16 protein-coding genes, 1 tRNA gene and 2 pseudogenes are annotated in these 21485 nt (G+C 69.8%); 13 read left to right on the top strand and 6 right to left on the bottom strand.

Going from position 1 to position 21485, the window contains the following annotated elements; translation table 11 throughout:
• The first annotated feature begins 390 nt into the window (after positions 1–390).
• From ACFYX0_RS34605 to ACFYX0_RS34580, 6 genes are all read left to right on the top strand, one after another.
• Positions 391–828: a DUF3052 domain-containing protein gene (locus ACFYX0_RS34605; protein WP_355907456.1), complete on the top strand. Its 438-nt coding sequence runs from the start codon at positions 391–393 to the stop codon at positions 826–828.
• Positions 829–1022: 194 nt separating this feature from the next.
• The gene (locus tag ACFYX0_RS34600; protein WP_388976452.1) at positions 1023–1481 is read left to right on the top strand and encodes a peroxiredoxin; all 459 of its coding nucleotides are present in this window, start codon (positions 1023–1025) and stop codon (positions 1479–1481) included.
• Between the two features lie 113 nt (positions 1482–1594).
• Positions 1595–2170, top strand: a complete 576-nt coding sequence (locus ACFYX0_RS34595; RefSeq protein WP_311698294.1) for a TerD family protein — start codon at positions 1595–1597, stop codon at positions 2168–2170.
• 583 nt (positions 2171–2753) lie between these two features.
• Complete coding sequence (locus ACFYX0_RS34590) at positions 2754–3329, top strand: TerD family protein (protein WP_311698295.1); 576 nt, start codon at positions 2754–2756, stop codon at positions 3327–3329.
• A gap of 51 nt (positions 3330–3380) precedes the next feature.
• A complete protein-coding gene (locus tag ACFYX0_RS34585; protein ID WP_355907461.1) occupies positions 3381–4529 on the top strand; it encodes a DUF475 domain-containing protein in 1149 nt (382 codons plus the stop codon).
• A 174-nt stretch (positions 4530–4703) separates the two neighbouring features.
• Positions 4704–5435: a Tellurium resistance gene (locus tag ACFYX0_RS34580; RefSeq protein ID WP_311698297.1), complete on the top strand. Its 732-nt coding sequence runs from the start codon at positions 4704–4706 to the stop codon at positions 5433–5435.
• Positions 5436–5477: 42 nt separating this feature from the next.
• On the opposite strand, the gene ACFYX0_RS34575 is transcribed toward ACFYX0_RS34580, so the two are convergent.
• Positions 5478–6356 carry a TerD family protein gene (locus ACFYX0_RS34575; RefSeq protein WP_388976449.1) on the bottom strand — a complete coding sequence of 293 codons (879 nt, stop codon included), beginning with the start codon at positions 6354–6356 and terminating at the stop codon, positions 5478–5480.
• A gap of 234 nt (positions 6357–6590) precedes the next feature.
• On the opposite strand from ACFYX0_RS34575, the gene ACFYX0_RS34570 reads away from it, so the two are divergent.
• From ACFYX0_RS34570 to ACFYX0_RS34560, 3 genes are read left to right on the top strand one after another with little or no spacing between them, the layout of a single operon-like run.
• Entirely contained in the window at positions 6591–7757 is a 1167-nt protein-coding gene (locus tag ACFYX0_RS34570; protein ID WP_388976446.1) for an HpcH/HpaI aldolase/citrate lyase family protein, read from the top strand.
• Positions 7758–10232, top strand: coding sequence for a phosphoribosyltransferase (locus ACFYX0_RS34565; RefSeq protein ID WP_388976443.1), 2475 nt, complete (start codon positions 7758–7760; stop codon positions 10230–10232).
• The gene (locus ACFYX0_RS34560) at positions 10229–11041 is read left to right on the top strand and encodes an HAD family hydrolase (protein ID WP_388976441.1); all 813 of its coding nucleotides are present in this window, start codon (positions 10229–10231) and stop codon (positions 11039–11041) included. Before ACFYX0_RS34565 ends, ACFYX0_RS34560 begins: the two co-directional genes overlap by 4 nt.
• A gap of 39 nt (positions 11042–11080) precedes the next feature.
• On the opposite strand, the gene ACFYX0_RS34555 is transcribed toward ACFYX0_RS34560, so the two are convergent.
• A complete protein-coding gene (locus ACFYX0_RS34555; protein WP_311698302.1) occupies positions 11081–11302 on the bottom strand; it encodes a zinc ribbon domain-containing protein in 222 nt (73 codons plus the stop codon).
• A 338-nt stretch (positions 11303–11640) separates the two neighbouring features.
• On the opposite strand from ACFYX0_RS34555, the gene ACFYX0_RS34550 reads away from it, so the two are divergent.
• The 3 genes from ACFYX0_RS34550 to ACFYX0_RS34540 all read left to right on the top strand — a co-directional run bounded on the left by ACFYX0_RS34550 (position 11641) and on the right by ACFYX0_RS34540 (position 16660).
• Positions 11641–14010: a transglycosylase domain-containing protein gene (locus tag ACFYX0_RS34550; protein ID WP_388976438.1), complete on the top strand. Its 2370-nt coding sequence runs from the start codon at positions 11641–11643 to the stop codon at positions 14008–14010.
• 57 nt (positions 14011–14067) lie between these two features.
• Positions 14068–15363: a hypothetical protein gene (locus ACFYX0_RS34545; protein ID WP_388976436.1), complete on the top strand. Its 1296-nt coding sequence runs from the start codon at positions 14068–14070 to the stop codon at positions 15361–15363.
• A gap of 187 nt (positions 15364–15550) precedes the next feature.
• A complete protein-coding gene (locus ACFYX0_RS34540; RefSeq protein WP_388976510.1) occupies positions 15551–16660 on the top strand; it encodes an amidase domain-containing protein in 1110 nt (369 codons plus the stop codon).
• A 69-nt stretch (positions 16661–16729) separates the two neighbouring features.
• Here ACFYX0_RS34540 and ACFYX0_RS34535 read toward each other — a convergent pair whose 3' ends face one another.
• Together ACFYX0_RS34535 and ACFYX0_RS34530 are read right to left on the bottom strand one after the other, a co-directional pair.
• The gene (locus ACFYX0_RS34535; protein ID WP_388976435.1) at positions 16730–18268 is read right to left on the bottom strand and encodes a hypothetical protein; all 1539 of its coding nucleotides are present in this window, start codon (positions 18266–18268) and stop codon (positions 16730–16732) included.
• Between the two features lie 99 nt (positions 18269–18367).
• A complete protein-coding gene (locus tag ACFYX0_RS34530; protein ID WP_388976507.1) occupies positions 18368–19153 on the bottom strand; it encodes a DUF4097 family beta strand repeat-containing protein in 786 nt (261 codons plus the stop codon).
• Between the two features lie 179 nt (positions 19154–19332).
• On the opposite strand from ACFYX0_RS34530, the gene ACFYX0_RS34525 reads away from it, so the two are divergent.
• Positions 19333–19404: transfer RNA gene (locus tag ACFYX0_RS34525), tRNA-Val, on the top strand.
• A 70-nt stretch (positions 19405–19474) separates the two neighbouring features.
• On the opposite strand, the pseudogene ACFYX0_RS34520 reads toward ACFYX0_RS34525, so the two are convergent.
• Together ACFYX0_RS34520 and repSA are read right to left on the bottom strand one after the other, a co-directional pair.
• A pseudogene (locus tag ACFYX0_RS34520) lies at positions 19475–20524 on the bottom strand (tyrosine-type recombinase/integrase); the annotation flags it as partial.
• Positions 20518–21485 (bottom strand): annotated as a pseudogene (gene repSA / locus ACFYX0_RS34515) (replication initiator protein RepSA); the annotation flags it as partial. The pseudogenes ACFYX0_RS34520 and repSA, both read right to left, overlap by 7 nt.

Below are 21485 nucleotides of genomic sequence, written 5' to 3'. Positions count from 1 at the left end.
GTGCCTGCGCCGCTCCCCATCGTGTACCTGGCGCGAGCGAAACGTCATCTCTACCGCGAGGTAACCATGACGGAGAACGGGGCTTCGCGGGCGGTCCCGACCAAATCGCGACGTTAGGCTCGGTCGGTGATCTATGTCGCAAAGCCATTCGAGTCTCGTACCCATGGAGGATTCCGGAATGCGCAAACCGGGCAGAACGGTGTGGTGTAGATCACCGCCGGGCGCGATACGGTGCCAGGAGTTGCGGCGACACGGCCAGGATCGTCACCGTTTCGGCGGTCTGAACGGCCGGGTACTTGCGCGATCCGTCCCGCCCGTGTGGACTACGGCCAATGCTTCGCGTACGCGCGTGGCTGAGATAATCACCAAGACATGATCAGGAGGCAACCCGTGAGCGCGACCGCGGACCACGCGGAGGAGCGGACTAACCCTGCCGCGAGGCTGGGGTTCCAGCCCGAGCAGGTGGTCCAGGAGATCGGCTTCGACGACGACGTCGACCAGGAGCTCCGCGAGTCCATTGAGGAAGTCATCGGCAGCGAGCTCGTGGACGAGGAGTACGACGACGTCGCTGATGCCGTGGTGCTGTGGTTCCGCGATGAGGACGGCGACCTGACCGATGTGCTGGTGGATGCCACCACGTACATCGAAGAGGGTGGCTCGATCCTGCTCCTCACGCCGAAGACCGGGCGTACGGGGTACGTGGAGCCGAGTGACATCTCTGAAGCCGCGACGACGGCGGGCCTGTCGGCGTCCAAGAGCGTCAGCGTGGGCAAGGACTGGAGCGGGTCGCGTCTGGTGACGCCGAAGGCGGCCAAGTCCAAGCGCTGACGCTCCGCCGGCGGTGACCCACACCGCGGGCGGCCGCGTCCGGGGGCCGTGCCCCCGATCCGTACCGGCCGCCCGAACGGCCCCGTCCGTGCGAGCCGGACGGGCTGACATCGCTCAGCCCGTCCGTGGGCCCGCGGTGATCGCTGCGTAGGGTGGTTCCCACCCGAACAGCCTCACCGAAGGGAAGCAGGACGATGGCGATCCAGGTCGGCGACAAGGCCCCCGACTTCGAGCTCAGGGACAACCACGGCGCGACCGTGCGGCTCTCCGACTACCGCGGTCTCAAGAACGTGGTGCTGCTCTTCTACCCGTTCGCCTTCACCGGCGTGTGCACCGGCGAGCTGTGCGCGCTGCGCGACAACCTGCCGCAGTTCGTCAACGACGACACCCAGCTGCTCGCCGTCTCCAACGACTCGATCCACACCCTGCGCGTCTTCGGCGAGCAGGAGGGTCTGGAGTACCCGCTGCTGTCCGACTTCTGGCCGCATGGCAACACTTCGCGCGCGTACGGCGTCTTCGACGAGGAGAAGGGTTGCGCGGTGCGAGGGACCTTCATCATCGACAAGGAGGGCGTGGTGCGGTGGACCGTCGTCAACGATCTGCCGGACGCCCGTGACCTGAACGAGTACGTGAAGGCGCTCGACACCCTGTGATTCTTCGGTTCCAAGGCCTGCAGGGCGTGGGAACCCGTCACTAGGATCGACTCGTTGATCCGACACCAACGCACGACGGGGCTCCCCGCCCCCGGACACCAATGGGAGGACTCGTGGGAGTCAGCCTCAGCAAGGGCGGCAACGTATCGCTGACCAAGGAGGCCCCCGGTCTGACCGCGGTCCTCGTCGGTCTGGGCTGGGATGTCCGCACCACGACCGGCACCGATTTCGACCTGGACGCCAGCGCTCTGCTGCTGAACCCGTCCGGCAAGGTCGTCAGCGACCAGCACTTTGTCTTCTTCAACAACCTCAAGAGCCCCGACGGCTCGGTGGAGCACACCGGCGACAACCTCACCGGTGAGGGCGAGGGCGACGACGAGGTGATCAAGGTCAACCTCGCCACCGTCCCGGCGGACGTCGAGAAGATCGTCTTCCCGGTCTCGATCTACGACGCCGAGAACCGCCAGCAGTCGTTCGGGCAGGTGCGCAACGCGTTCATCCGCGTCGTCAACCAGGCCAACCAGCAGGAGATCGCACGGTACGACCTGAGCGAGGACGCGTCCACCGAGACCGCCATGGTCTTCGGTGAGCTGTACCGCCACGGCGCGGAGTGGAAGTTCCGCGCCATCGGCCAGGGCTACGCCTCGGGACTGCGCGGCATCGCGCAGGACTTCGGCGTGAACGTCTGATCCAGGCCGACGACGGACCCGGACCCGGCCCGGCCCAGGACTCGCTCCTGGACCGGGCGGGCCCGGGACCGACCCGGGCCGGGACTCGCCGATGTGCGGCGCTCTCCCATGAGGGGCACGGCGCCGGACGCAGGGATCGTTTCTCGTCCGCCGGGCGGTGCCGTCCGTCCCGGTCGGCGGGAGACGGGCGTCTCCCGCCTCTCCACGGGCCTCGGCCGTCCGGGCGGGGAGGTGTGCGCCTCCGTCGGCCGTCCGCGTCCGTCGGTGCGGAAGCAGCCGTTCCTGTCCCGTCGGCCGGGAGGCTGCCGTAGCTTCTGGTGGCCCGTCCGCCGCCGTGGACCGGCGCCCGCGCTCGGCGGGAGGCATCGGCTCCGCCCATCGGGCGGTTTGCGTCACCGAGCGCCGTAGGAGAGCCGTCCTGGCTCGTCGGGGGGTTTCCGCCCCCGTTCGTCGGGGGAGCCACCCCCCGACCGCCGAGGGTTCCGCCCTCATGTCGCAGGATGACCACTGGGGGGACCGGCCCCCGACCGCCGGGGGTCTCCGCCCCCGGGGATGACGCAGTATCTCGGGGAGGACCAGCAACATGGGCGTCACGCTCGCCAAGGGAGGCAATGTCTCCCTCTCCAAGGCCGCACCGAACCTCACACATGTGATGATCGGACTCGGCTGGGACGCGCGCTCCACCACCGGAGCCCCTTTCGACCTCGACGCCAGTGCGCTCCTGTGCAGCGGCGGCCGGGTCCTCGGCGATGAATGGTTCGTCTTCTACAACCAGCTCAAGAGCCCCGACGGCTCGGTGGAGCACACCGGCGACAACCTCACGGGCGACGGCGACGGCGACGACGAGACCATCCTGGTCGATCTCGCCAAGGTGCCGGCCCAGTGCGACAAGATCGTCTTCCCGGTCTCCATTCATCTGGCTGATGAGCGCGGTCAGACCTTCGGCCAGGTCAGCAATGCCTTCATCAGGGTCGTGAACCAGGCCGACGGGCAGGAACTCGCCCGCTACGACCTGAGCGAGGATGCCTCCTCGGAGACCGCGATGATCTTCGGCGAGCTCTATCGCTACGGCGGCGAATGGAAGTTCCGGGCCGTGGGACAGGGGTACGCATCCGGTCTTCGCGGGATCGCTCTAGACTTCGGAGTCAACGTTTCGTAAAGCCGGGTACGGCGACGGGGGAGCCCCCTACACATACGGATTGGGTAGCCAGTGCTTCTGAAAACCTTCGGCTGGTCGTTCGTGGTCACCGCGGTCGGCCTCGCCGCAGCGGTCCTCTACGGGGGGTGGACCGCCCTTGGCATCGTGGCGATCCTGTCCATCCTCGAGATCTCGCTGTCCTTCGACAATGCTGTGGTCAACGCCGGAATCCTGAAGAAGATGAATGCCTTCTGGCAGAAGATCTTCCTCACGGTGGGCGTGCTGATCGCGGTCTTCGGCATGCGACTGGTCTTCCCGGTCGTGATCGTCGCCATCACCGCGAAGAAGAGCCCGATAGACGCGGTGAATCTGGCGCTGACCGACAAGGACCAGTACCAGCAGCTCGTGACCGACGCGCATCCCGCCATCGCCGCGTTCGGCGGGATGTTCCTTCTGATGATCTTCCTGGACTTCATCTTCGAGGACCGGGACATCCAGTGGCTGCGCTGGATCGAGCGCCCGCTCGCCAAGCTCGGCAAGGTCGACATGCTGTCGGTCTGCATCGCCCTGGTCGTCCTGCTGATCACCTCCTTCACCTTCGCCACCCACGCCCACCAGCACGGCGGCGCGCACGTCGACAAGGCGCAGACGGTCCTGATCTCCGGTATCGCCGGTCTGATCACCTACCTGATCGTCGGTGGTCTGTCCGGCTTCTTCGAGGACCGGCTGGAGGAGGACGAGGAGCGCGAGCACGAGGAGGAGGAAGAGGCCCGGCGCACCGGCAAGGACCGCTCGGCGGTGCTGCTCGCGGGCAAGGCCGCGTTCTTCATGTTCCTCTACCTGGAGGTCCTGGACGCGTCCTTCTCCTTCGACGGTGTGATCGGCGCCTTCGCCATCACCAACGACATCATCCTGATGGCGCTCGGCCTCGGTATCGGCGCGATGTACGTGCGGTCGCTGACCGTCTACCTCGTCCGCCAGGGCACCCTCGACGACTACGTCTACCTGGAGCACGGCGCGCACTACGCGATCGGCGCGCTGGCCGTGATCCTCATGGTCACCATCCAGTACGAGATCAACGAGGTGATCACCGGTCTCGTCGGCGTCGTCCTGATCGGCTGGTCCTTCTGGTCCTCGGTGCGCCGCAACCAGGCGCTCGCCGCGGCCGAGGGAAAAGGCACGACCTCGGACGAGCTGACTGAGGTCTCGTCCGGGGTGTAGGGCCCCTGGGGGCCCGGTCCGCCGCCGCACGCCCGGTCGGCTCGCTCGCCGATTGCGGCTGCCGCGTGGTGTGGACCGGGCCCCGATGAGGAACGCTCTGTTCGGGGCGGCCGTGAGGACTCGTCCTCGGCGGCCGCCCCGCGGCTGTTGAACCATAGGCACTGGGGGGCGTACATGGGTTTCTGGGACGGCGCGTGGCGTGGGCGCGCGACGGACTTCGACTCGGGCAGCGCGGCGACCAACGCGATCGAGCTGACCAAACGGCACCACCGGGTCTCGCTCACCAAGCAGGGGGCGGCGACCGGCAATCTGCGCATCAACCTGTCGTGGCGGATGCGGACCTCCGACATCGGCGGCCCCGAGCGGGGCGGTCTGCTGCGCCACCCCCTGCGGCTGTTCACCCCGGAGGTGGTGCAGGCCCACACCCAGAGCATGGTCAACGTGGACCTCGACCTGGGCTGCATGTACGAGATGAGCGACGGCTCCAAGGGCGTGGTGCAGCCGCTGGGCAACTTCTTCGGGGAGCTGAACGATCCGCCCTACATCAAGCTCAGCGGCGACGACCGGTTCGGCTCCGGCACCGGTGAGACGATCTTCGTCAATCTGGACCACCGGGATGACTTCAAACGGCTGCTGGTCTTCGTCTACATCTACGACCAGACGCCGGCGTTCGACCGTACGCACGCCGTCGTCACGCTCTACCCCAGCAGCGGCCCGCGCATCGAGATCGGCCTCGACGAGCGCCACCCGCAGGCCCGCTCCTGCGCCGTCGTCCTGATAGAGAACGTCAAGGGCGAGCTGATCGTCCGCCGCGAGGTGAAGTTCGTGTACGGCTTCCAGGCGGAACTGGACCGGCTGTACGGATGGGGCCTGCAGTGGGGGCGGGGCTACAAGGCCAAGGCGTGACCGACGGCCGCCCGCCGCGCCACCGCCCCGCCGCTGCCGCCTCTACCGCCCGATGAACTGCGGCCCCTGCGGCGGCAGCTCGAAGTCCGGGTCGGGCACGGGCGCGGCCGTGGGGGGATAGCCGTAGGCCGGTGCGGGCGCTGCGGCGGTCTCCGGCTGCGGGTAGCCGTACGCCGGCTGGGCGGTCGGCTGGGGGTAGCCGTAGGCCGGCGGTGCCGCGGGCTCCAGGGGATACCCGTACGAGGGCCGGTGCACCACCGGCTGCTCCGGGGGCAGCGGCGCCGACACCTCGGGCGGCGCGGGGACGGACGCCGTGGCCGCGACGACCGAGGACGTGGTCGCCGCCGGCAGCTGACCGGTGCCGGCGGGCGGGGCCTCCGTGTCGTCGACCGAGATGCCGAAGTCGTTCGCGAGGCCCTTGAGCCCGTTGGAGTAGCCCTCGCCGAGCGCCCGGAACTTCCAGCCGTCGCCCCGCCGGTACAGCTCCCCGCAGATCAGCGCGGTCTCCGCACCCGTCTCGGGCTTGATGTCGAAGTACGCGAGCGGTTCGGCGTCGGCGGCGGACGCGTCGTACAGCAGGACGCACAGGGAGCGCACCTGGTCGAAGGGGACGTCGTCCGCGGAGGCGACCAGCAGGATCTGGCCCACGCCGGGCTCGACCCCTGTCAGATCCGTCTGGATCGTGTCGGTCAGCCCCTCCGTCTCCCGCTTCTTGCCCAGCAGCCGGACCGCCCCCGAGGGGTGCCGGGGCTGGTTGTAGAAGACGAAGTCCTCGTCGGACCGCACCCGTCCGTCAGGACCGAGGAGCAGCGCCGAGGCGTCGACGTCCGGGGCGGCCTGTCCCGGCGCCCACCGCAGTACCGCCCGTACCGCGGCGGTCTTGAGCGGTACGTTCGACCCCTTCAGCATCGCGTGCGTCATGGCGTCATCCTGCCCTCTCGGTCCTGGTCACGACAACGCGGGGGTGGTGCCTTCCGGCGCGGTGCCGCACACTCCCCCGCATACCACCGACCGGTCACCGACACAGCCGAGTTACCTGAACTTCATGCCCGACGGGAACCCATGACACGGAGTTCTACGTACTATTACCGGCCACCTGTTTTCGGGTCGTCCAGCCACCATTGTCCGGGTCGTCCAGCACCACGGGGGAGTCTCATGCGTCATTTCGGGCATATCGCCCCTGGGGAGCGGCAGCGTCTCTTCCATCGGGAGCCGGCCGTCTTCACCGCCGACTCGCCCGCCCCCGTGCTCGCGGCGGCCCTCGGCGCCACCCTGTACAGCCCGGCGACCCGGCCGCACCTGGCCGACGACGTGCTCAAGCAGGCCGGCCGCGGGGTGGTCTCGATGGTGCTGTGCCTGGAGGACTCCATCGACGACGCGGACGTCGTGGACGCCGAGGAGAACCTGGTCCGCCAGTTCACCCGCCTCGCCGCGCTCCCCGGCGCGGAACTGCCGCTGCTGTTCATCCGCGTCCGCGTCCCCGCGCAGATCCCGGACCTGGTGGCCCGGCTGGGCCCGGCCGTGCGGCTGCTCTCCGGCTTCGTCCTCCCGAAGTTCAACGAGGAGCGGGGCGTGCTGTTCATGGAGGCCCTGACCGCGGCGGAGACGGCGAGCGGGCACCGGCTGTTCGCCATGCCCGTCCTGGAGTCCCCCGACCTGCTCTACCTGGAGACCCGCCGCGAGGCGCTGAACGGCATCTTCCGCACCGTCGACAAGTGGCGCGACCGGGTTCTCGCGCTGCGTCTCGGCGTCACCGACTTCTGCTCCGCCTACGGTCTGCGCAGAGCGCCCGACATGACGGCGTACGACGTCCAGATCGTGGCCTCCGTGATCGCCGACGTGGTCAATGTGCTCGGGCGCGCCGACGGCACCGGGTTCACGGTGACCGGGCCGGTCTGGGAGTACTTCCGGGCCCAGGAGCGGATGTTCAAACCGCAGCTGCGCCGCAGCCCGTTCCTGGAGGGCCAGGTCGAGGAACTGCGCGAGGAGCTGATCGAGCACGACATGGACGGGCTGCTGCGCGAGATCGCCCTCGACCGCGCCAACGGCCTGCTCGGCAAGACCTGCATCCACCCCTCGCATGTGATGCCCGTGCACGCACTGTCCGTGGTCAGCCACGAGGAGTACAGCGACGCGCAGGACATCCTGCGGCCCGAGCGCCTCGGCGGGGGCGTACTGCGCTCCGCGTACACGAACAAGATGAACGAGGTGAAGCCGCACCGCGCCTGGGCCGAGCGCACCCTCCAGCGCGCCGAGGTGTTCGGCGTCGCGAACGAGGACATCGGCTTCGTGGAGCTGCTGGCCGCCGGCGTGCCGCGCTGAATGCCGAAGCCGCCGTCCAACCGTCGTACTGACAAGGAACCGAGGAAGAACGTGGTCTGGTCCGGGACCTGGGTCGCCGAGCGGCTCGGGGTGGAACTCGTCGGTGACGAGCAGCTGCCCGAGCTGCTGGGGCTGGCGCTCCGGCGCAACCCCAAGCGGGCGCATCTGCTCGTCTCCAACGTGCTGGGCAAGCACGTCCCGCAGTCCCCCTCAGTCGTCCACGGCCACGGGCTGACGCTCGGCCGCCGGGTGCGGGATCTGCTGGGCGCCGACGAGGCCGGACGCGCCGTCGTGCTGGGGTACGCGGAGACGGCCACCGGCCTCGGCCACTGTGTGGCGGACGGCCTCGGCCTCGCGCCCTATCTGCACTCCACCCGCCGCCCCGTCGAGGGCGTCGCGCGCGCGGGCGGCTTCGAGGAGTCCCACTCCCATGCCACCTCGCATCTGCTGCTCCCGGAGGACCCGGCGCTGCTGGCGGGCGACGGCCCGCTGGTCCTGGTCGACGACGAGTTCTCCACCGGCAACACCGTCATGAACACGATCCGCGACCTGCACGAGCGCTACCCGAGGAAGCGGTACGTCGTCGTCACCCTCGTCGACATGCGCTCGCCCGCCGACCTTGGACGGCTCGACGACTTCGCCCGGGAGATCGGCGCCCGGGTGGACCTGGTCACGGCCGCCGCCGGGACCGTACGACTGCCCGGGGACGTCCTGGAGAAGGGCCGGGAGCTGGTGTCCCGGCACGAGTCGGCCGTGCCCCACCGGCCCGCGCACGGCACGGTCACCCGGGTCGCGCTCGACTGGCCCCGCGGGCTGCCCGACGGCGGACGGCACGGGTTCACCCCCGGGCATCGGGCGCGTCTGGAGACCGCCCTGCCCGCCATGGCCGCGCGGCTCGCCGCCGCACTGCCCGCCGGGGCCGGGCGGGTGCTCGTGCTCGGCTCCGAGGAGCTGATGTACGCGCCGCTCCGGCTCGCCCACGCACTGGAGCAGCTCCGGGCCGCCGAGGTGCGCTACTCCACGACCACCCGCTCGCCGGTCCTCGCGGTCGACGACCCCGGCTACGCGATACGCACCCGGATCGTCTTCCCCGCCCACGACGACCCGGCCGACGGCCCCGGCGAGCGCTACGCCTACAACGTCGCGGACGCCGGCTTCGACGCCGTCGTCGCCGTCGTGGACTCGACGGCCGACACCCCCGCGCTGCACGCGCCCGGCGGCCTCCTCGACCGGCTCGCCGCGCACACCCCGCACGTCCTGCTGGCGGTCGTCCCGAGTTACGTCCCCGCGCCGCCGTACGACCCCGAAAGGCCCGCCATGCTGTCCGAGCCCCTCCGCGGCCCCGACTTCTCCTCGTATGCGCCCGACGAGGTCGGCTGGCTGCTGCAGGACCTCTCGGACGTCCGCCTGGAGGCGCCCACCGAGGAGCGCGAGGAGGCCGTCCAGAGCGGCGGCGCGCACTACGCCGAGTCGCTGCCGGTGGAGTACCAGCCGAGCGAGCAGTACCAGGAGCTGTTCCGCACCGCCCTCGACGCCTCGGCCGCCCGGCTCGCACAGGCCGTCGGAGTGGTCACCGAGACCGTGCTCGCCGAGCGGTCACCGCGCCCGGTCCTCGTCTCGCTCGCCCGGGCCGGCACCCCCGTCGGCGTGCTGATGCGCCGGTGGGCGCGGCACCGGCACGGTCTCGACCTGCCGCACTACGCCGTCTCGATCGTCCGCGGCCGGGGCATCGACGCCAACGCGCTGCGCTATCTGGCCCGGCACCACGACCCCCGTGACGTCGTGTTCGTCGACGGCTGGACCGGCAAGGGCGCCATCACCCGGGAACTCGCCGAAGCGATACGCCGGTTCGAGGAGTCGGAAGGCGTCACCGGCTTCGACCCGGAGATAGCGGTGCTCGCCGACCCCGGCTCGTGCGTGCGGACCTACGGCACCCGGGAGGACTTCCTCATCCCGTCCGCCTGCCTCAACTCGACGGTGTCCGGGCTGATCTCGCGCACCGTGCTGCGCGCCGACCTGGTCGGCCCGCACGACTACCACGGCGCCAAGTTCTACCGCGAACTCGCCGCGGCGGACGTCTCCGTCGCCTTCCTGGACGCCGTCTCCGCCCGCTTCGCCGAGGTCGAGGAGGCCGTCGACACCCAGGCCAAGGAACTGCTCGCCGCCGACCGCACCCCGACCTGGGAGGGCTGGGCGGCGGTGGAGCGCATCAGCGAGGAGTACGGCATCCACGACGTGAACCTCGTGAAGCCGGGCGTCGGCGAGACCACGCGGGTGCTGCTCCGCCGGGTGCCCTGGAAGATCCTGGCCCGGTCCGGGGCGGAGGCCGATCTGGACCATGTGCGCCTGCTGGCCGAGCAGCGGGGCGTACCCGTGGAGGAGGTCGACGGGCTCCCGTACACCTGCGTGGGCCTGATCCACCCCCGGTACACGCGGGGCGCCACCGGCGCCGACGGCCGGGCGGTGACCGCATGAGCCCCGTGCTGGTCGCCAGCGACCTCGACCGTACGCTGATCTACTCGTCGGCGGCGCTCGCGCTCACCATGCCGGACGCCAGGGCGCCCCGGCTGCTGTGCGTCGAGGTGCACGAGAGCAAGCCGCTGTCGTACATGACCGAGACCGCCGCGCAATTGCTCACCGAACTCGGTGACCGGGCGGTGTTCGTGCCGACCACGACCCGCACCCGCAAGCAGTACCAGCGCATCAACCTGCCCGGCCCCACCCCGCCGTACGCGATCTGCGCCAACGGCGGGCATCTGCTGGTCGACGGCGTCTCCGACCTCGACTGGCACACGGCGGTGCTCGCCCGGCTCGCGGAGGAGTGCGCGCCGCTGGCCGAGGTGCGGGACCATCTGGCGGCCACCGCGGACCCGGCCTGGGTGCGCAAGCACCGGGTCGCCGAGGACCTGTTCGTCTATCTCGTGGTGGAGCGCGAGCTGCTGCCCGAGGAATGGGTCAAGGAGTTGGCGGTCTGGGCGGAGAACCGCGGCTGGACGGTGTCGCTGCAGGGCCGGAAGATCTACGCCGTGCCGAAGCCGCTCACCAAGAGCGCGGCGATGCGCGAGGTCGCCCGCCGCACCGGTGCCTCGCTGACGCTGGCCGCCGGGGACTCCCTGCTGGACGCGGACCTGCTGCTCGCCGCCGACCTCGGCTGGCGTCCGGGGCACGGCGAACTCGCCGACGCCGACTGGACGGCACCGGGGATCAGCGCCCTGCCCGAGCGGGGTGTGGCGGCCGGGGAGCGCATCCTGCGGGAGTTCCTGAAGGCGGCGCGCCAGGCGTAGAAGGCTGCCGGCTACAGGTTTCAGCCAAAGCTCTGCGGCTCAGCCGCAGCAGCCCCCGCCGCAGCATCCGCCACCCGAGCCGCCTGCTCGGGGGGCGGGTGCGGGGGTGGCGGCCGTGCCGCCGACGGCCACCGTGGACAGCAGCTTCACCGTGTCGTCGTGGCCCGAGGGGCAGGTCGCGGGGGCCGAGGACTCCGCCATGGGACGGCTGAGTTCGAACGTGTCGCCGCAGGTACGGCAGCGGTACTCGTAGCGAGGCATGCGCACAGACTAACCGGCGGTTCCCAAAGGTCACAGGACGGCGAAGGAGCGAGGCCGCCTGCGTGGCGACCCGGAGAATCTCCTTAAGATCTCCTCAATATTTGCGACATGGCCACTTCAGTGCCACTCCTGACCCGAGACATCACATAGGTCGCTGATAATTTATATGAGCCGCGATGAGCCGCAAGGTCGTGAGGGGGGCTCGCCGCCACAAGCGTGGCCGCCGTTTCTACCCGCGCGCGCAATACCGAGTGCGGAGGGAGACGCAGTCGTGACCGAGGCATGGCAGCGAATAGGGGGCCGGCGTCACCGGGCCCGTGGGTACACCGGGGGGTGTCGTGGCTAACGAGGGCGGTGACCGTCCGCACGACCGCCGGGCGACGCCGCGTCAGCCCGGACAGCGCCCCACCGAGGGCAAGTCCCGGGCCGAGGGGTCCTTCGACCCGGACGCCACGATGCAGCTCAAGGCCGGGGTGGACCTCCCCCCGGACACGACCATGCAGTTGAAGGCCGGGGCGGCTCTGCCTCCGGACTCCACCATGCAGCTGAAGGCCGTGACGCCGCCGGATCGCGGTGCCGCGGCGCGCGGTGAGGCGGACGCGGCCACGCCGCCGCCGGACGCCACCATGCAACTGCGCGTGTTCAAGCCGGAGTCGACCGGCCGGCGCGCCGCCCGCAAGAAGGCCGCACCGCCGTCGGTCCTCACTCGTGTCACCACCGCCCTCGCGCCGCTCACCGCGAAGCTTGCGCCCTACGCCCAGAAGGCCGCGCCCTACGCCCGCAAGCTCAAACCGGTGTATCCGCGGCCGGGCCGGGCCGGCTGGCGGCGCTGGATGCCCTCCTGGCGTCAGTGGCTCGGGGCCGTGCTGGCGTCGTTCGGGCTGAGCGGCGCGTTCCTGGTCATCGCCTACGCCGCCACGGACATACCGGACAACCTCAACTCGTACGCCACACAGCAGGACAACGTCTACTTCTGGTCCGACGGCACCCCCATGGCCCGTACCGGCTGGGTGCAGCGGCAGGCGATGCCGCTCAAGGACATACCGGTGCAGGTCCGTTGGGCGGTGCTCGCGGCGGAGAACGAGAGTTTCTACACCGACCCGGGCATTTCCGTCAAAGGCCTCAGTCGCGCTCTGTACCGTACGGTCGGCAAGGGTGACACCCAGGGCGGCTCCACCATCACCCAGCAGTACGTCAAGAACGTCTATCTGACCCAGAACCAGACGGTCAGCCGCAAGTTCACCGAGGCGATGATCGCCCTCAAGCTCGACAACCGGATGAGCAAGGACAAAATCCTCGAGGGCTATCTCAACACCAGCTGGTTCGGCCGCGGCACCTACGGCATCCAGCGCGCCTCCCAGGCCTACTACGGCAAGGACGTCAGCCAGCTCAACGCGAGCGAGGCCGCCTTCCTCGCCTCCCTGCTGAAGGGTGCCGGCCTCTACGACCCCACGCTGAACAAGGCGAACCACCACCGGGCCGTGGAGCGCTGGTCCTGGATCCTCGACCGCATGGTCAAGATCGGCAAGCTGACGCCGGCCGAGCGGGCGAAGTACAAGACGTTCCCCGAGCCGCTCAAGCAGAACCCGCTCTACGACACCGGTAAGCAGAGCGACTATCTGGTGGAACTGGCCTCGCAGTACGCGAAGAAGGCCGCAGGCATCTCGGACCAGCAGTTCGACCTGGGCGGCTACCAGATCTACACGACCTTCGACCGCAAGCGGGAGGACGCGCTCACGGACGCCGTGACCAAGGCCCGCAAGCAGGCCAGGCAGAGCCATGCCGCCCTGGCGAAGGCCGCCCACTACGGCGCCGCCTCGGTGGCCGACGACGGACGGATCCTCGCCGTCTACGGCGGCCCCGACCACCGCACACAGGGCTACAACGAGTCCAACGCGGCGACGGTATCGGCCGGTTCGGCGTTCCTGCCGTTCGTCTACGCCGCTGGCCTGGAGCACGGGGTCCACAAGACCCGTGGCGGGCCCGCGACCCCGGTGACCCCGGAGTCGGTGTACGACGGCAACGACGGCGTCCCCGTCACCACGCCCGAGGGACCGTACTGGGACCGCAACGGCAAGAAGGTCGCCGCTCACAACGACGGCAAGAAGTCCTATGGGCAGATCACCCTCGGCCAGGCGCTGGCCCGGTCCGTGAACACACCGTTCATGCAGCTCGGGATGGACACCGGACTGACCCAGGTGCGCCAGACCGCGGAGGCGTCCGGACTGCTCTCCTCCAGCATCGGCTCACAGGTGCCCGCGCTGTCCCTCGGCAACTCCACGCCCAGCGCCATCCGTATGGCGAGCGGGTACGCCACCTTCGCCGCGGACGGACTGCACACCGAGCCCTTCTCGGTGCGCCGCATCACCCGCAACGGTGGCACCGTCGCCCTGAAGACCCCGCAGTCCCAGCGGGCGGTCGGCGCCACGGTCGCCCGCCAGGTCACCGAGGCGCTCGACGAGTCCTTCCGGCTGGCCCACCCGGCCGGGGCTCCCGCCTCGGTCGAGGTGGCCGGGAAGGCCGGCACCACCTCGGACGACACCGCCTCCTGGTACGTCGGCACGACCGCATCCGTGTCCACCGCGGTCGTCCTCTACCGCATGGACCTGTCCAAGAGCCTTGAACCACTGCCGCTCAAGGGACTCGACGGCATCGCCGCCGCCGTCCCCTACGGCATCTGGTCGAACGCCCTGAGACCGCTCGGCTGACGCCGACGACCGAGACATCGCACGCGCCCACCCCTCTCCTCGCAGAACGAGCCGCCCATGACCACGAGAAACGCTCGTCGCCGCCGAGCACGCCCGTCCCGCTTCTCCCGTATCAACGGCCGTATCAACGGCCGTGTGACCCTGGCGGTCCTCCTCGCCGTCGCGTCCGTCACGATCACCTTCCTCGCGGTGTCCCGGCCGGACAGCACCGCCGCGACCGCCGCCACCAGATCCGGGAAGGACGAGAGCAAGGGCGCCGGAGCCAAGGCCGCCGAGCCCAAGTGGGACGGCAAGACGCAGATCATCGGGGACGGCTCGACCTCGTACACCGGCCCGCAGAAGGGCGAGTTGAAGGCGGTGCCGCTCAAGCCCGGTGAGAAGCCGCCCCAGTTCGTGGTGTTCTCCTGGGACGGCGCCCTCCAGGGGGACGACCAGCTCTTCTCCCACTACCGCGAGATGGCGAAGCAGTACAACGCCCATATGACGTTCTTCCTCACGGGCATCTATCTGCTGCCCAAGGACAAGAAGGACCTCTACCACCCGCCGCAGCACCCGGTGGGCGCCGCCGCGATCGACTACGCCACCAACGAGCACATCCGCACCACGCTGGAGCAGCTCAGCAAGGCGTACGACGAGGGCAACGAGATCGGCACCCACTTCAACGGCCACTTCTGCGGCGCCAAGGGCGGCGGCGACTGGAGCGTCGACGAGTGGAAGAGCGAGATCGACCAGTTCTACTCCTTCGTCGAGAACTGGAAGACCAACACCGGCTACAAGGACATCCCGCCCCTGCCCTTCGACTTCAAGAAGGAGGTCACCGGCGGGCGCGCGCCCTGTCTGGAGGGCCAGCCGAACCTGCTGAAGGCCATCAAGAGCTACGGCTGGCGCTACGACGCCAGTTCCCCGGGCGACTTCCAGATATGGCCGACGAAGAAGAACGGCATCTGGGACTTCCCGCTCCAGCTGCTCCCGTACTCGGAGAACGTCCAGGCGCTGTCGATGGACTTCAACTTCCTCTACAACCAGTCCAACGGCGAGGTCCACGGGGACGCCTCGAAGTACTCCCAGTGGGAGCAGATGGCCGTCAACTCGTACATGAACGGCTTCAATCGCGTCTACTACGGCAGCCGCGCGCCGCTGTTCATCGGTAACCACTTCGAGAACTGGAACGGCGGCATCTATATGAAGGCCGTCGACCAGGTTGTGAAGAACGTGTGCGCGAAGAAGGGCGTCAGGTGCGTCTCCTTCAGGGAGCTGGCGGACTGGCTCGACGTGCAGAAGCCGGAGACCCTGCAGCGCCTGCGCGCCTTGGACCCCGCGCAGTCGCCGGACTGGTCTTCGGTGGCCAAGTGACGCCTGTAAACGGTTGGTTCCACTTGTGCATCCCCCTTCACAACCGTCGCACACGCCATGCGAAGATGCCGTCGTCCGGTAGGTGTACCGGCGTAGAGGGGAAACACCATTGAAATCAAGAAGATTGAGCCGTAGTCGGCGTCGTGCCTCCATAGTCACCGCGGCAGCAGCCTCGGTCGTCGCAGGAGTGGCCCTGCTCCCCAACTGGAGCGCGGGCGCGGCCGTGACCGACGACCCGACGGTGGACCCGGCGACCAAGGCCACCTTCCAGCGGCTGGCCGACGCGGTCTTCACCGACCGCACCAACGCTCTGGTGGACGCCAAGAGCAGCCAGGAGAAGAGCCGGCACCAGCTGACGTCCGGCTTCTCCGGCAAGGTGCGTCTGTCCGGTACGCAGTCGCACGAGGAGAACTCCGCGCTGTCGGAGCTGCGCGGCCGCCAGACCCGCCTCGCGAAGCTGGGCGAGAAGTACAGCGCCGCCAGCACCAGCGTCAAGCTGGACGCCACGCAGGTCAAGGGCCGGCGCGCCACGGTCGACGTCACCGAGACCACGACGCTGACCTACGCGAAGACCAAGGGCAACGAGCCGAAGACCACCGGCTTCCAGGCCCACCACGAGCTGACCTTCAAGGCCGACCGTCAGGGCGACTGGCAGCTTACCGGCATCCGTGACACCGACGACGGCTACCTCGCGGTGAACCAGGTCGCCAAGCCGGCCGTCGCGAAGCCGCAGGTCCGCACCGACGACGGTCCGCCGGACGCGCCCCGCGCCGCCACCACGTGGCCCGCGCCCGCCAAGCCGAAGAGCTTCTCCGGCACCGGCTACGACTACAAGGCCATGGCGGCGTACGCGCAGAAGTACTGGAACCACTACAACCCCGACTACCCCGACTTCAACGGGGAAGCCGACGGCGGTGACTGCACCAACTTCGTCAGCCAGTCCCTGAAGGCGGGCGGCTGGAAGCACGTCCCCGGCGACGGGACGGACTTCCACAAGTGGTTCGGCAACTCCGAGATCCAGTCGGACTCGTTCGTCGGCGTCAACGAGTTCTCGTGGTTCGCCCTGTCCTCGAAGCGGGTCACCAGCCTCGCCAACGTCTACCAGGCGGACATCGGTGACGTGCTGCAGATGGACTTCAACAAGGACGGGTCGAAGGACCACTCCATGATCGTCACCTACCGCAGCCCGCAGGGCGTGCCGTACGTGACGTACCACTCCACCAACACCTACAACAGGTCGGTGGCGAGCATCATCGCGTCGTACCCGAACGCGGCGTACTACGCCTACCGGACCTGACCGGTGCCCTTCGGAGCGGGGGCCGGGCCCGAGCGGTGACGGCCCCCCGCTCCCCCCGGCGGGACGGGCTCAGTGACCGGCCCCCCGCTCCTCCCGGATCTGGGTGACCACCCGGGCCACCGTCTGCCGCACCGCCTCGGTCTCCGTCAGGAAGTGCCAGTAGTCGGGGTGGCGGCCCTCCAGCGTGGCGACCGCGCGATCCAGCCGGGCCACGGCGTCGTCCAGCGGGCGGGCATGACGCGGATCGGGCGTCGACCGGCCCGACATGGCCAGCCGCTGAGCGTCCCGGATCGCGAACCGGGTCCGCTCGATCTCCTGCTGCGAATCCTTCTGCACGGCGTTGAGCTTCGTGAGCCGGTCCCCGGCGGCGGACACGGCCTCGTCCGTCGTGTTCAGCAGCGCCCGAACCGTCGACAGCAGCGATGCCGCGTCCGCCCAGCGCTGGGCGTCCCGCGCCGTCTGTGCGTCCCTCAGCTTCTGCTCCGCCTGCCGCACGGCTTGGGCGGCCTGCTCCGGGACCTGCTGGAGGTCCTGCCAGCACGCGGCCGCGAACCGCCGCCGCAGCTCGCTCAGCACGGGGTCCACCTGCCCGGCGCGGGTGGTGAGCGCCTGCGCCCGGGTGCGCAGGGACACCAGCCGGTGATCGATCTCGGCGGCCCGCTCCGGCAGCCGGGCGGCCTCCACCCGTACCGCCTCGGCCTCCCGCGTGACCCGCTCCGCGCGCTCCAGGGTCCCCGCCACGCCGTGCTGTCCCGCGCCCTGGTTGAGCTTGGTCAGCTCCGGGGCGAGGGCGGCCAGCCGCGCCGCGAGGTCGTCGGCCCGGAGCCCGGAAGTACGGGTGCCGTCCAGGGCGTTGCTGGCGGCGAGCAGCGCCTGGCGGGCGCGCTCCACGGCCGGCGCGATCCGGGCCAGCTGGGTCTCGGCCTTGCCGAGCAGCGGCCCGAGGCTCTCGCCGAAACGATCCAGCTCCTGCTTGACCCGGCCGAGTTCGTCCTTGGCGGCGACGAGATCGGCCCGGGCGCGGGAGGCCACGGAGGCTTCGAGATCGACCCGGTCGAGATCGTGCGCGTCGACGGCCTCGATGTAGCGGTGACTGACCTCGTCGATGCGTCGCCCGAGCGCCTCGAAGTCGGCGAGGACGCGACGGGCGGCGGGGGAGTCGTCGACGGCGGTGATGGTCTCGATCGAGATCCTCAGATCCCGCTGGGCGGTGTCGAGCTCGTAGAACGCGGCCGCCGCGGCGTCCTTGGCGGCCTGCGCCTCGGCCCGCAGTCCCTCGGCCCGTCCCCCGAACCATCGCCGCGTCCCGCCCCCGGCGAACGCCGCGGGAACCACCAGGGCGGCGACGAGCGGGAGGGCGAGCAGGGCGAGGACGTCACGGACGGCGGTGGGCGCGGTGCCAGGCCGGCCGGTGCGGACCGTGGCCGTACGGCCGGCGGACGACGAGGTGTGCTGCGGTGAGGTGTGCTGCGGCGAGGTGCCCGACGGCGGCGCGCTGGGGTCGCCGGAGGCGGCACGGCGGTGCTCGCCTGGCGCAAAAGGCGTGCACGGCTGCGGTGGTGTGGCCCGTGATGGTGTGGCCGTCACATCCCTCTCCCGTGCTGTCATCCGCCCTGCCGGAGTCATTCTCCCACCGGTTGAGGACGAACACACGGGCCGGTCGGTTCGCGGTGTGCCCGAATACGCATGCTCTCTGTCGCCGCCCGGTTACCCCGCCTCCCGTACGGTGACGGACCCGTCCGACGTCCGCGCCTCGATCACATGCGAGCTGGCCGGATCGCGCGGTACGGAGACATGGACCGAGCCGTCCCGGGAGCCTGTGGTCACGCGGTATCTGTCGTGCGGCAGCCCGATGGTGACCGAGCCGTCCTGGCTGCTCGACCGCACCAGGTCGGGCACGGCGCCCAGCTCCAGGTGGACCGAGCCGTCCCGCGTCGTGGCGTACACACGTCGCGAGCCCACCCCCGTCGCGCTGACCGACCCGTCGCCGCTCTGCAGCGTCAGCGGCCCGGAGGAGTCGGTCACCCGCACCGAACCGTCCCGCGTCCGGATGCTCAGTGCCTCCTTGAAACCCTGCGCCCGCACACTGCCGTCGCCGTCCTCGACACGGACGGTGATCCCGCGCGGCACCTGTATCCGGTGTCTGGCGGAGCAGTCCGCGATCAGGCCGGAGCACTTCAGCCGCAGGACGAGCCGGTCGTCCCGCATGGCCCAGGTCACCCGGGGATCCCCACCGGCCACGACGGTGCCCCGGAACCACCGCGTGACCTCGACCTTGTCCACGTCGGCCGGAACGATCTCCAGCGCCGAGTCGTCGGAGTCCACCGTGAGCGTATGACCGCGCAGCGCGAAGGAGCGGTGGTCCGGGTACGGGTCGTCCCCGGCGTTGTCCCCACACGCGCCCACCGTCGCGACGAGCGTCGCCACGAGACCGGTGAAGGCGAGCGCCCGAGCACGCCGCGTACGTCCCCTGTGCATCACCGCACGAGCCATGGCCATGGCACTGTCCCCCCTGAGAGCCGAAATCCGAATGCACTACGACCGTACGCATCCGCGATCACCGGGAGGATGCGGCGGACCACCGGATCGTTGCGGGGGCTATCCCCCGGTCCTCCTCCGCATTCGGGTTTGCGGGGTATCCCCCAAGGCAAGGTAGGCTGTCGACTCGTCCAGGGCGCGTAGCTCAGCGGTAGAGCGCCGCCCTTACAAGGCGGATGTCGGCGGTTCGAAACCGTCCGCGCCCACCCGGACAAAGACCCCCAGCCGATCATGGCTGGGGGTCTTTGACATCCAGATCTGACATCAGCGACGGGCCTACTCGCGCTGTAGGCGCTTCGTGAGCAGCCGGTCCATGTGGCTGACGGCCTCGCGCTGCGTGTCCTGGACGACGTGGGCGTAGACGTTCATCGTGACGGCGATCTGGCTATGCCCGAGGATCTCCATCACCACGCGGGGCGCAACCCCGGCCGCCGTGAGCAGGGTCGCGCAGCCGTGCCGAGCGTCGTGCAACCGGATGACCCGTAGGTCCGCGTTCTTGGCGACCCGGGTGAAGGAGCGGTAGACGTTCCGCGGCTCGATTGGCCGCCCCGTACGCGTGGTGAAGACGTGGCCGTTGTCCTCCCAGTGATCACCTGCCCGCTCACGCATCGCCGCTTGCCACATGCGCTGGTACCTCAGAGGCGCCACGCAGATGGCCGGCAGCGGCAGCACCTGCTTACGGCGGCGCCCCTTGGGATCGTCCTCGTAGGCCTCCCCTCCGACCCGTTGCCGCTGCTTCCGGATCCTGATCTCGCGCTTGTCGAGGTCGACGTCCTGCCACCGGAGTCCGATGACCTCTCCACGACGGAGACCGAGCGCGATGGAGAGCACGAAGGCGGGGTAGAGCGGATCAGTCCGAGCGGCGGTGAGGAAGGTGAGCGTCTCGTCCAGGCTCCAGGGGTCGAGGCTGCGGGACTCGACCCGAGGCGCGTCGACCAGGGTGACGACGTTCCTGGCGATCAGTTCCTCGCGGCACGCTGCCGACAGGGCTGTACGCAAGACCTTGTGGGTCTCCTTCGCCGTAGCCGCGGTGGTCTGCTGCTCCAGCCGGGAGAGGAAGCGCCGGACATCAGCGACGCTCAATGACTCCAGCTTCTTCGTACCGAGCATGGGCACCAGGTAGAGCCGGACATGAAACTCGTACTTGGCGTACGTCGTCCGCTTCCGTCGAGGCTTGATCACGTTCTCCAGCCAGTACGGCAGCCACTCGGAGAGCTTTGCCGACTTGGTGGGCACGGGCACGCCCTGGTCGACCTTGGCGAGCAGCTCCCTGCGCTTGGCGTCGCACTCGGCCCAGGTCTTGCCGTAGGCGAACTTTCGCGGGCGATGGTGGCGGCGAGGGCGGATTCGCCGGGGGTGTGGCCGTGTCCGGCGTACTGCCAGTCAGCGAGGACGAGCACGGTGTCCGGCTCGACGTCGTCCAGGCCGACGGCTTCGCGCTCCTGGGCGGCGCGGTAGTCGGCGCGTTCCCGGCGCAGGGCGCCGAGGGTGGTCGAGTACTGGCGGGACTTGGAGGAGAAGTGGCCGCGGAAGCCGAGCATGTGGGCCCAGGCCCATAGGCGACGGTCCGGGTACAGAGGGTCGAGCAGCTTGCACGCCTGGATGAGTCGGCGGGTGTGGTCGGGGACCCGATGGCGGTCGAGCTCGGCGAGTTCGCCGATGCGGCGGTCGAGGGTGCCGGTGTTCTCGGCGGCTTTGGTGGCGTACTTGGCGACGTAGGAGGCGACGGCCTGTTCGGTGATGTCGGAGCCGTCCCCGAAGGCCTTGACCGGCCGGACGTCGAGCTGGGTGCCCCAGCGGAAGGTCCAGGCCGGTTGGTCGGCGGCGGCCGGGACGGAGACCGAGGTGTAGGAGTGCGTGGCGGCGGCACGGATCGCGTCGGTGAGGAGGCCGACCGTTGCCCAGGCGGGTGGTGGCGTTTCGGGTCCGTCTGGGCCGTCGATGCGGATCACGGCGTGGAAGTGCAGGGCGCCGCGTTTCTGGAACTCGGCGACCTTGCCGTAGGAGAGCCGGGCGGCTTCCTTCAGCTCGCGCTGAGAGAGGCCGGCGCGGGCGGCGATCTCGCGGCGGAGTCGGTTGGTGAAGCGCTGCCAGAGCTGTCCGGCGTGGTTGTTGAACAGGACGGCGCCCGCGTAGTCGTAGGTGGCCGGGTCCAGGGCGGTGCCGAGGGTGGGATCGGCGGCGCCGTGGGGGGTGCCGCAGCGGCAGGTGCCACGGTCGGGGCGGTTGTGGACGGGGCCGAAGGACGGGGCGGTGAGGGTGGCGAAGATGCGCGGGTGATCGCGGA

The organism is Streptomyces sp. NPDC002573 (genome assembly GCF_042889625.1).
In the GTDB taxonomy this organism is placed as follows: domain Bacteria; phylum Actinomycetota; class Actinomycetes; order Streptomycetales; family Streptomycetaceae; genus Streptomyces; species Streptomyces gibsoniae.
This window is presented reverse-complemented; position numbering and strand designations above follow the sequence as displayed.

Coding starts and splice junctions, on each gene's coding strand:
- ACFYX0_RS34555 (WP_311698302.1), bottom strand. CDS start 11,302: ATGCCTCGCTACGAGTACCGCTGCCGTACCTGCGGCGACACGTTCGAA.
- ACFYX0_RS34565 (WP_388976443.1), top strand. CDS start 7,758: ATGCCGAAGCCGCCGTCCAACCGTCGTACTGACAAGGAACCGAGGAAG.
- ACFYX0_RS34590 (WP_311698295.1), top strand. CDS start 2,754: ATGGGCGTCACGCTCGCCAAGGGAGGCAATGTCTCCCTCTCCAAGGCC.
- ACFYX0_RS34600 (WP_388976452.1), top strand. CDS start 1,023: ATGGCGATCCAGGTCGGCGACAAGGCCCCCGACTTCGAGCTCAGGGAC.
- ACFYX0_RS34580 (WP_311698297.1), top strand. CDS start 4,704: ATGGGTTTCTGGGACGGCGCGTGGCGTGGGCGCGCGACGGACTTCGAC.
- ACFYX0_RS34575 (WP_388976449.1), bottom strand. CDS start 6,356: ATGACGCACGCGATGCTGAAGGGGTCGAACGTACCGCTCAAGACCGCC.
- ACFYX0_RS34545 (WP_388976436.1), top strand. CDS start 14,068: ATGACCACGAGAAACGCTCGTCGCCGCCGAGCACGCCCGTCCCGCTTC.
- ACFYX0_RS34570 (WP_388976446.1), top strand. CDS start 6,591: ATGCGTCATTTCGGGCATATCGCCCCTGGGGAGCGGCAGCGTCTCTTC.
- ACFYX0_RS34560 (WP_388976441.1), top strand. CDS start 10,229: ATGAGCCCCGTGCTGGTCGCCAGCGACCTCGACCGTACGCTGATCTAC.
- ACFYX0_RS34530 (WP_388976507.1), bottom strand. CDS start 19,153: ATGGCTCGTGCGGTGATGCACAGGGGACGTACGCGGCGTGCTCGGGCG.
- ACFYX0_RS34535 (WP_388976435.1), bottom strand. CDS start 18,268: ATGACAGCACGGGAGAGGGATGTGACGGCCACACCATCACGGGCCACA.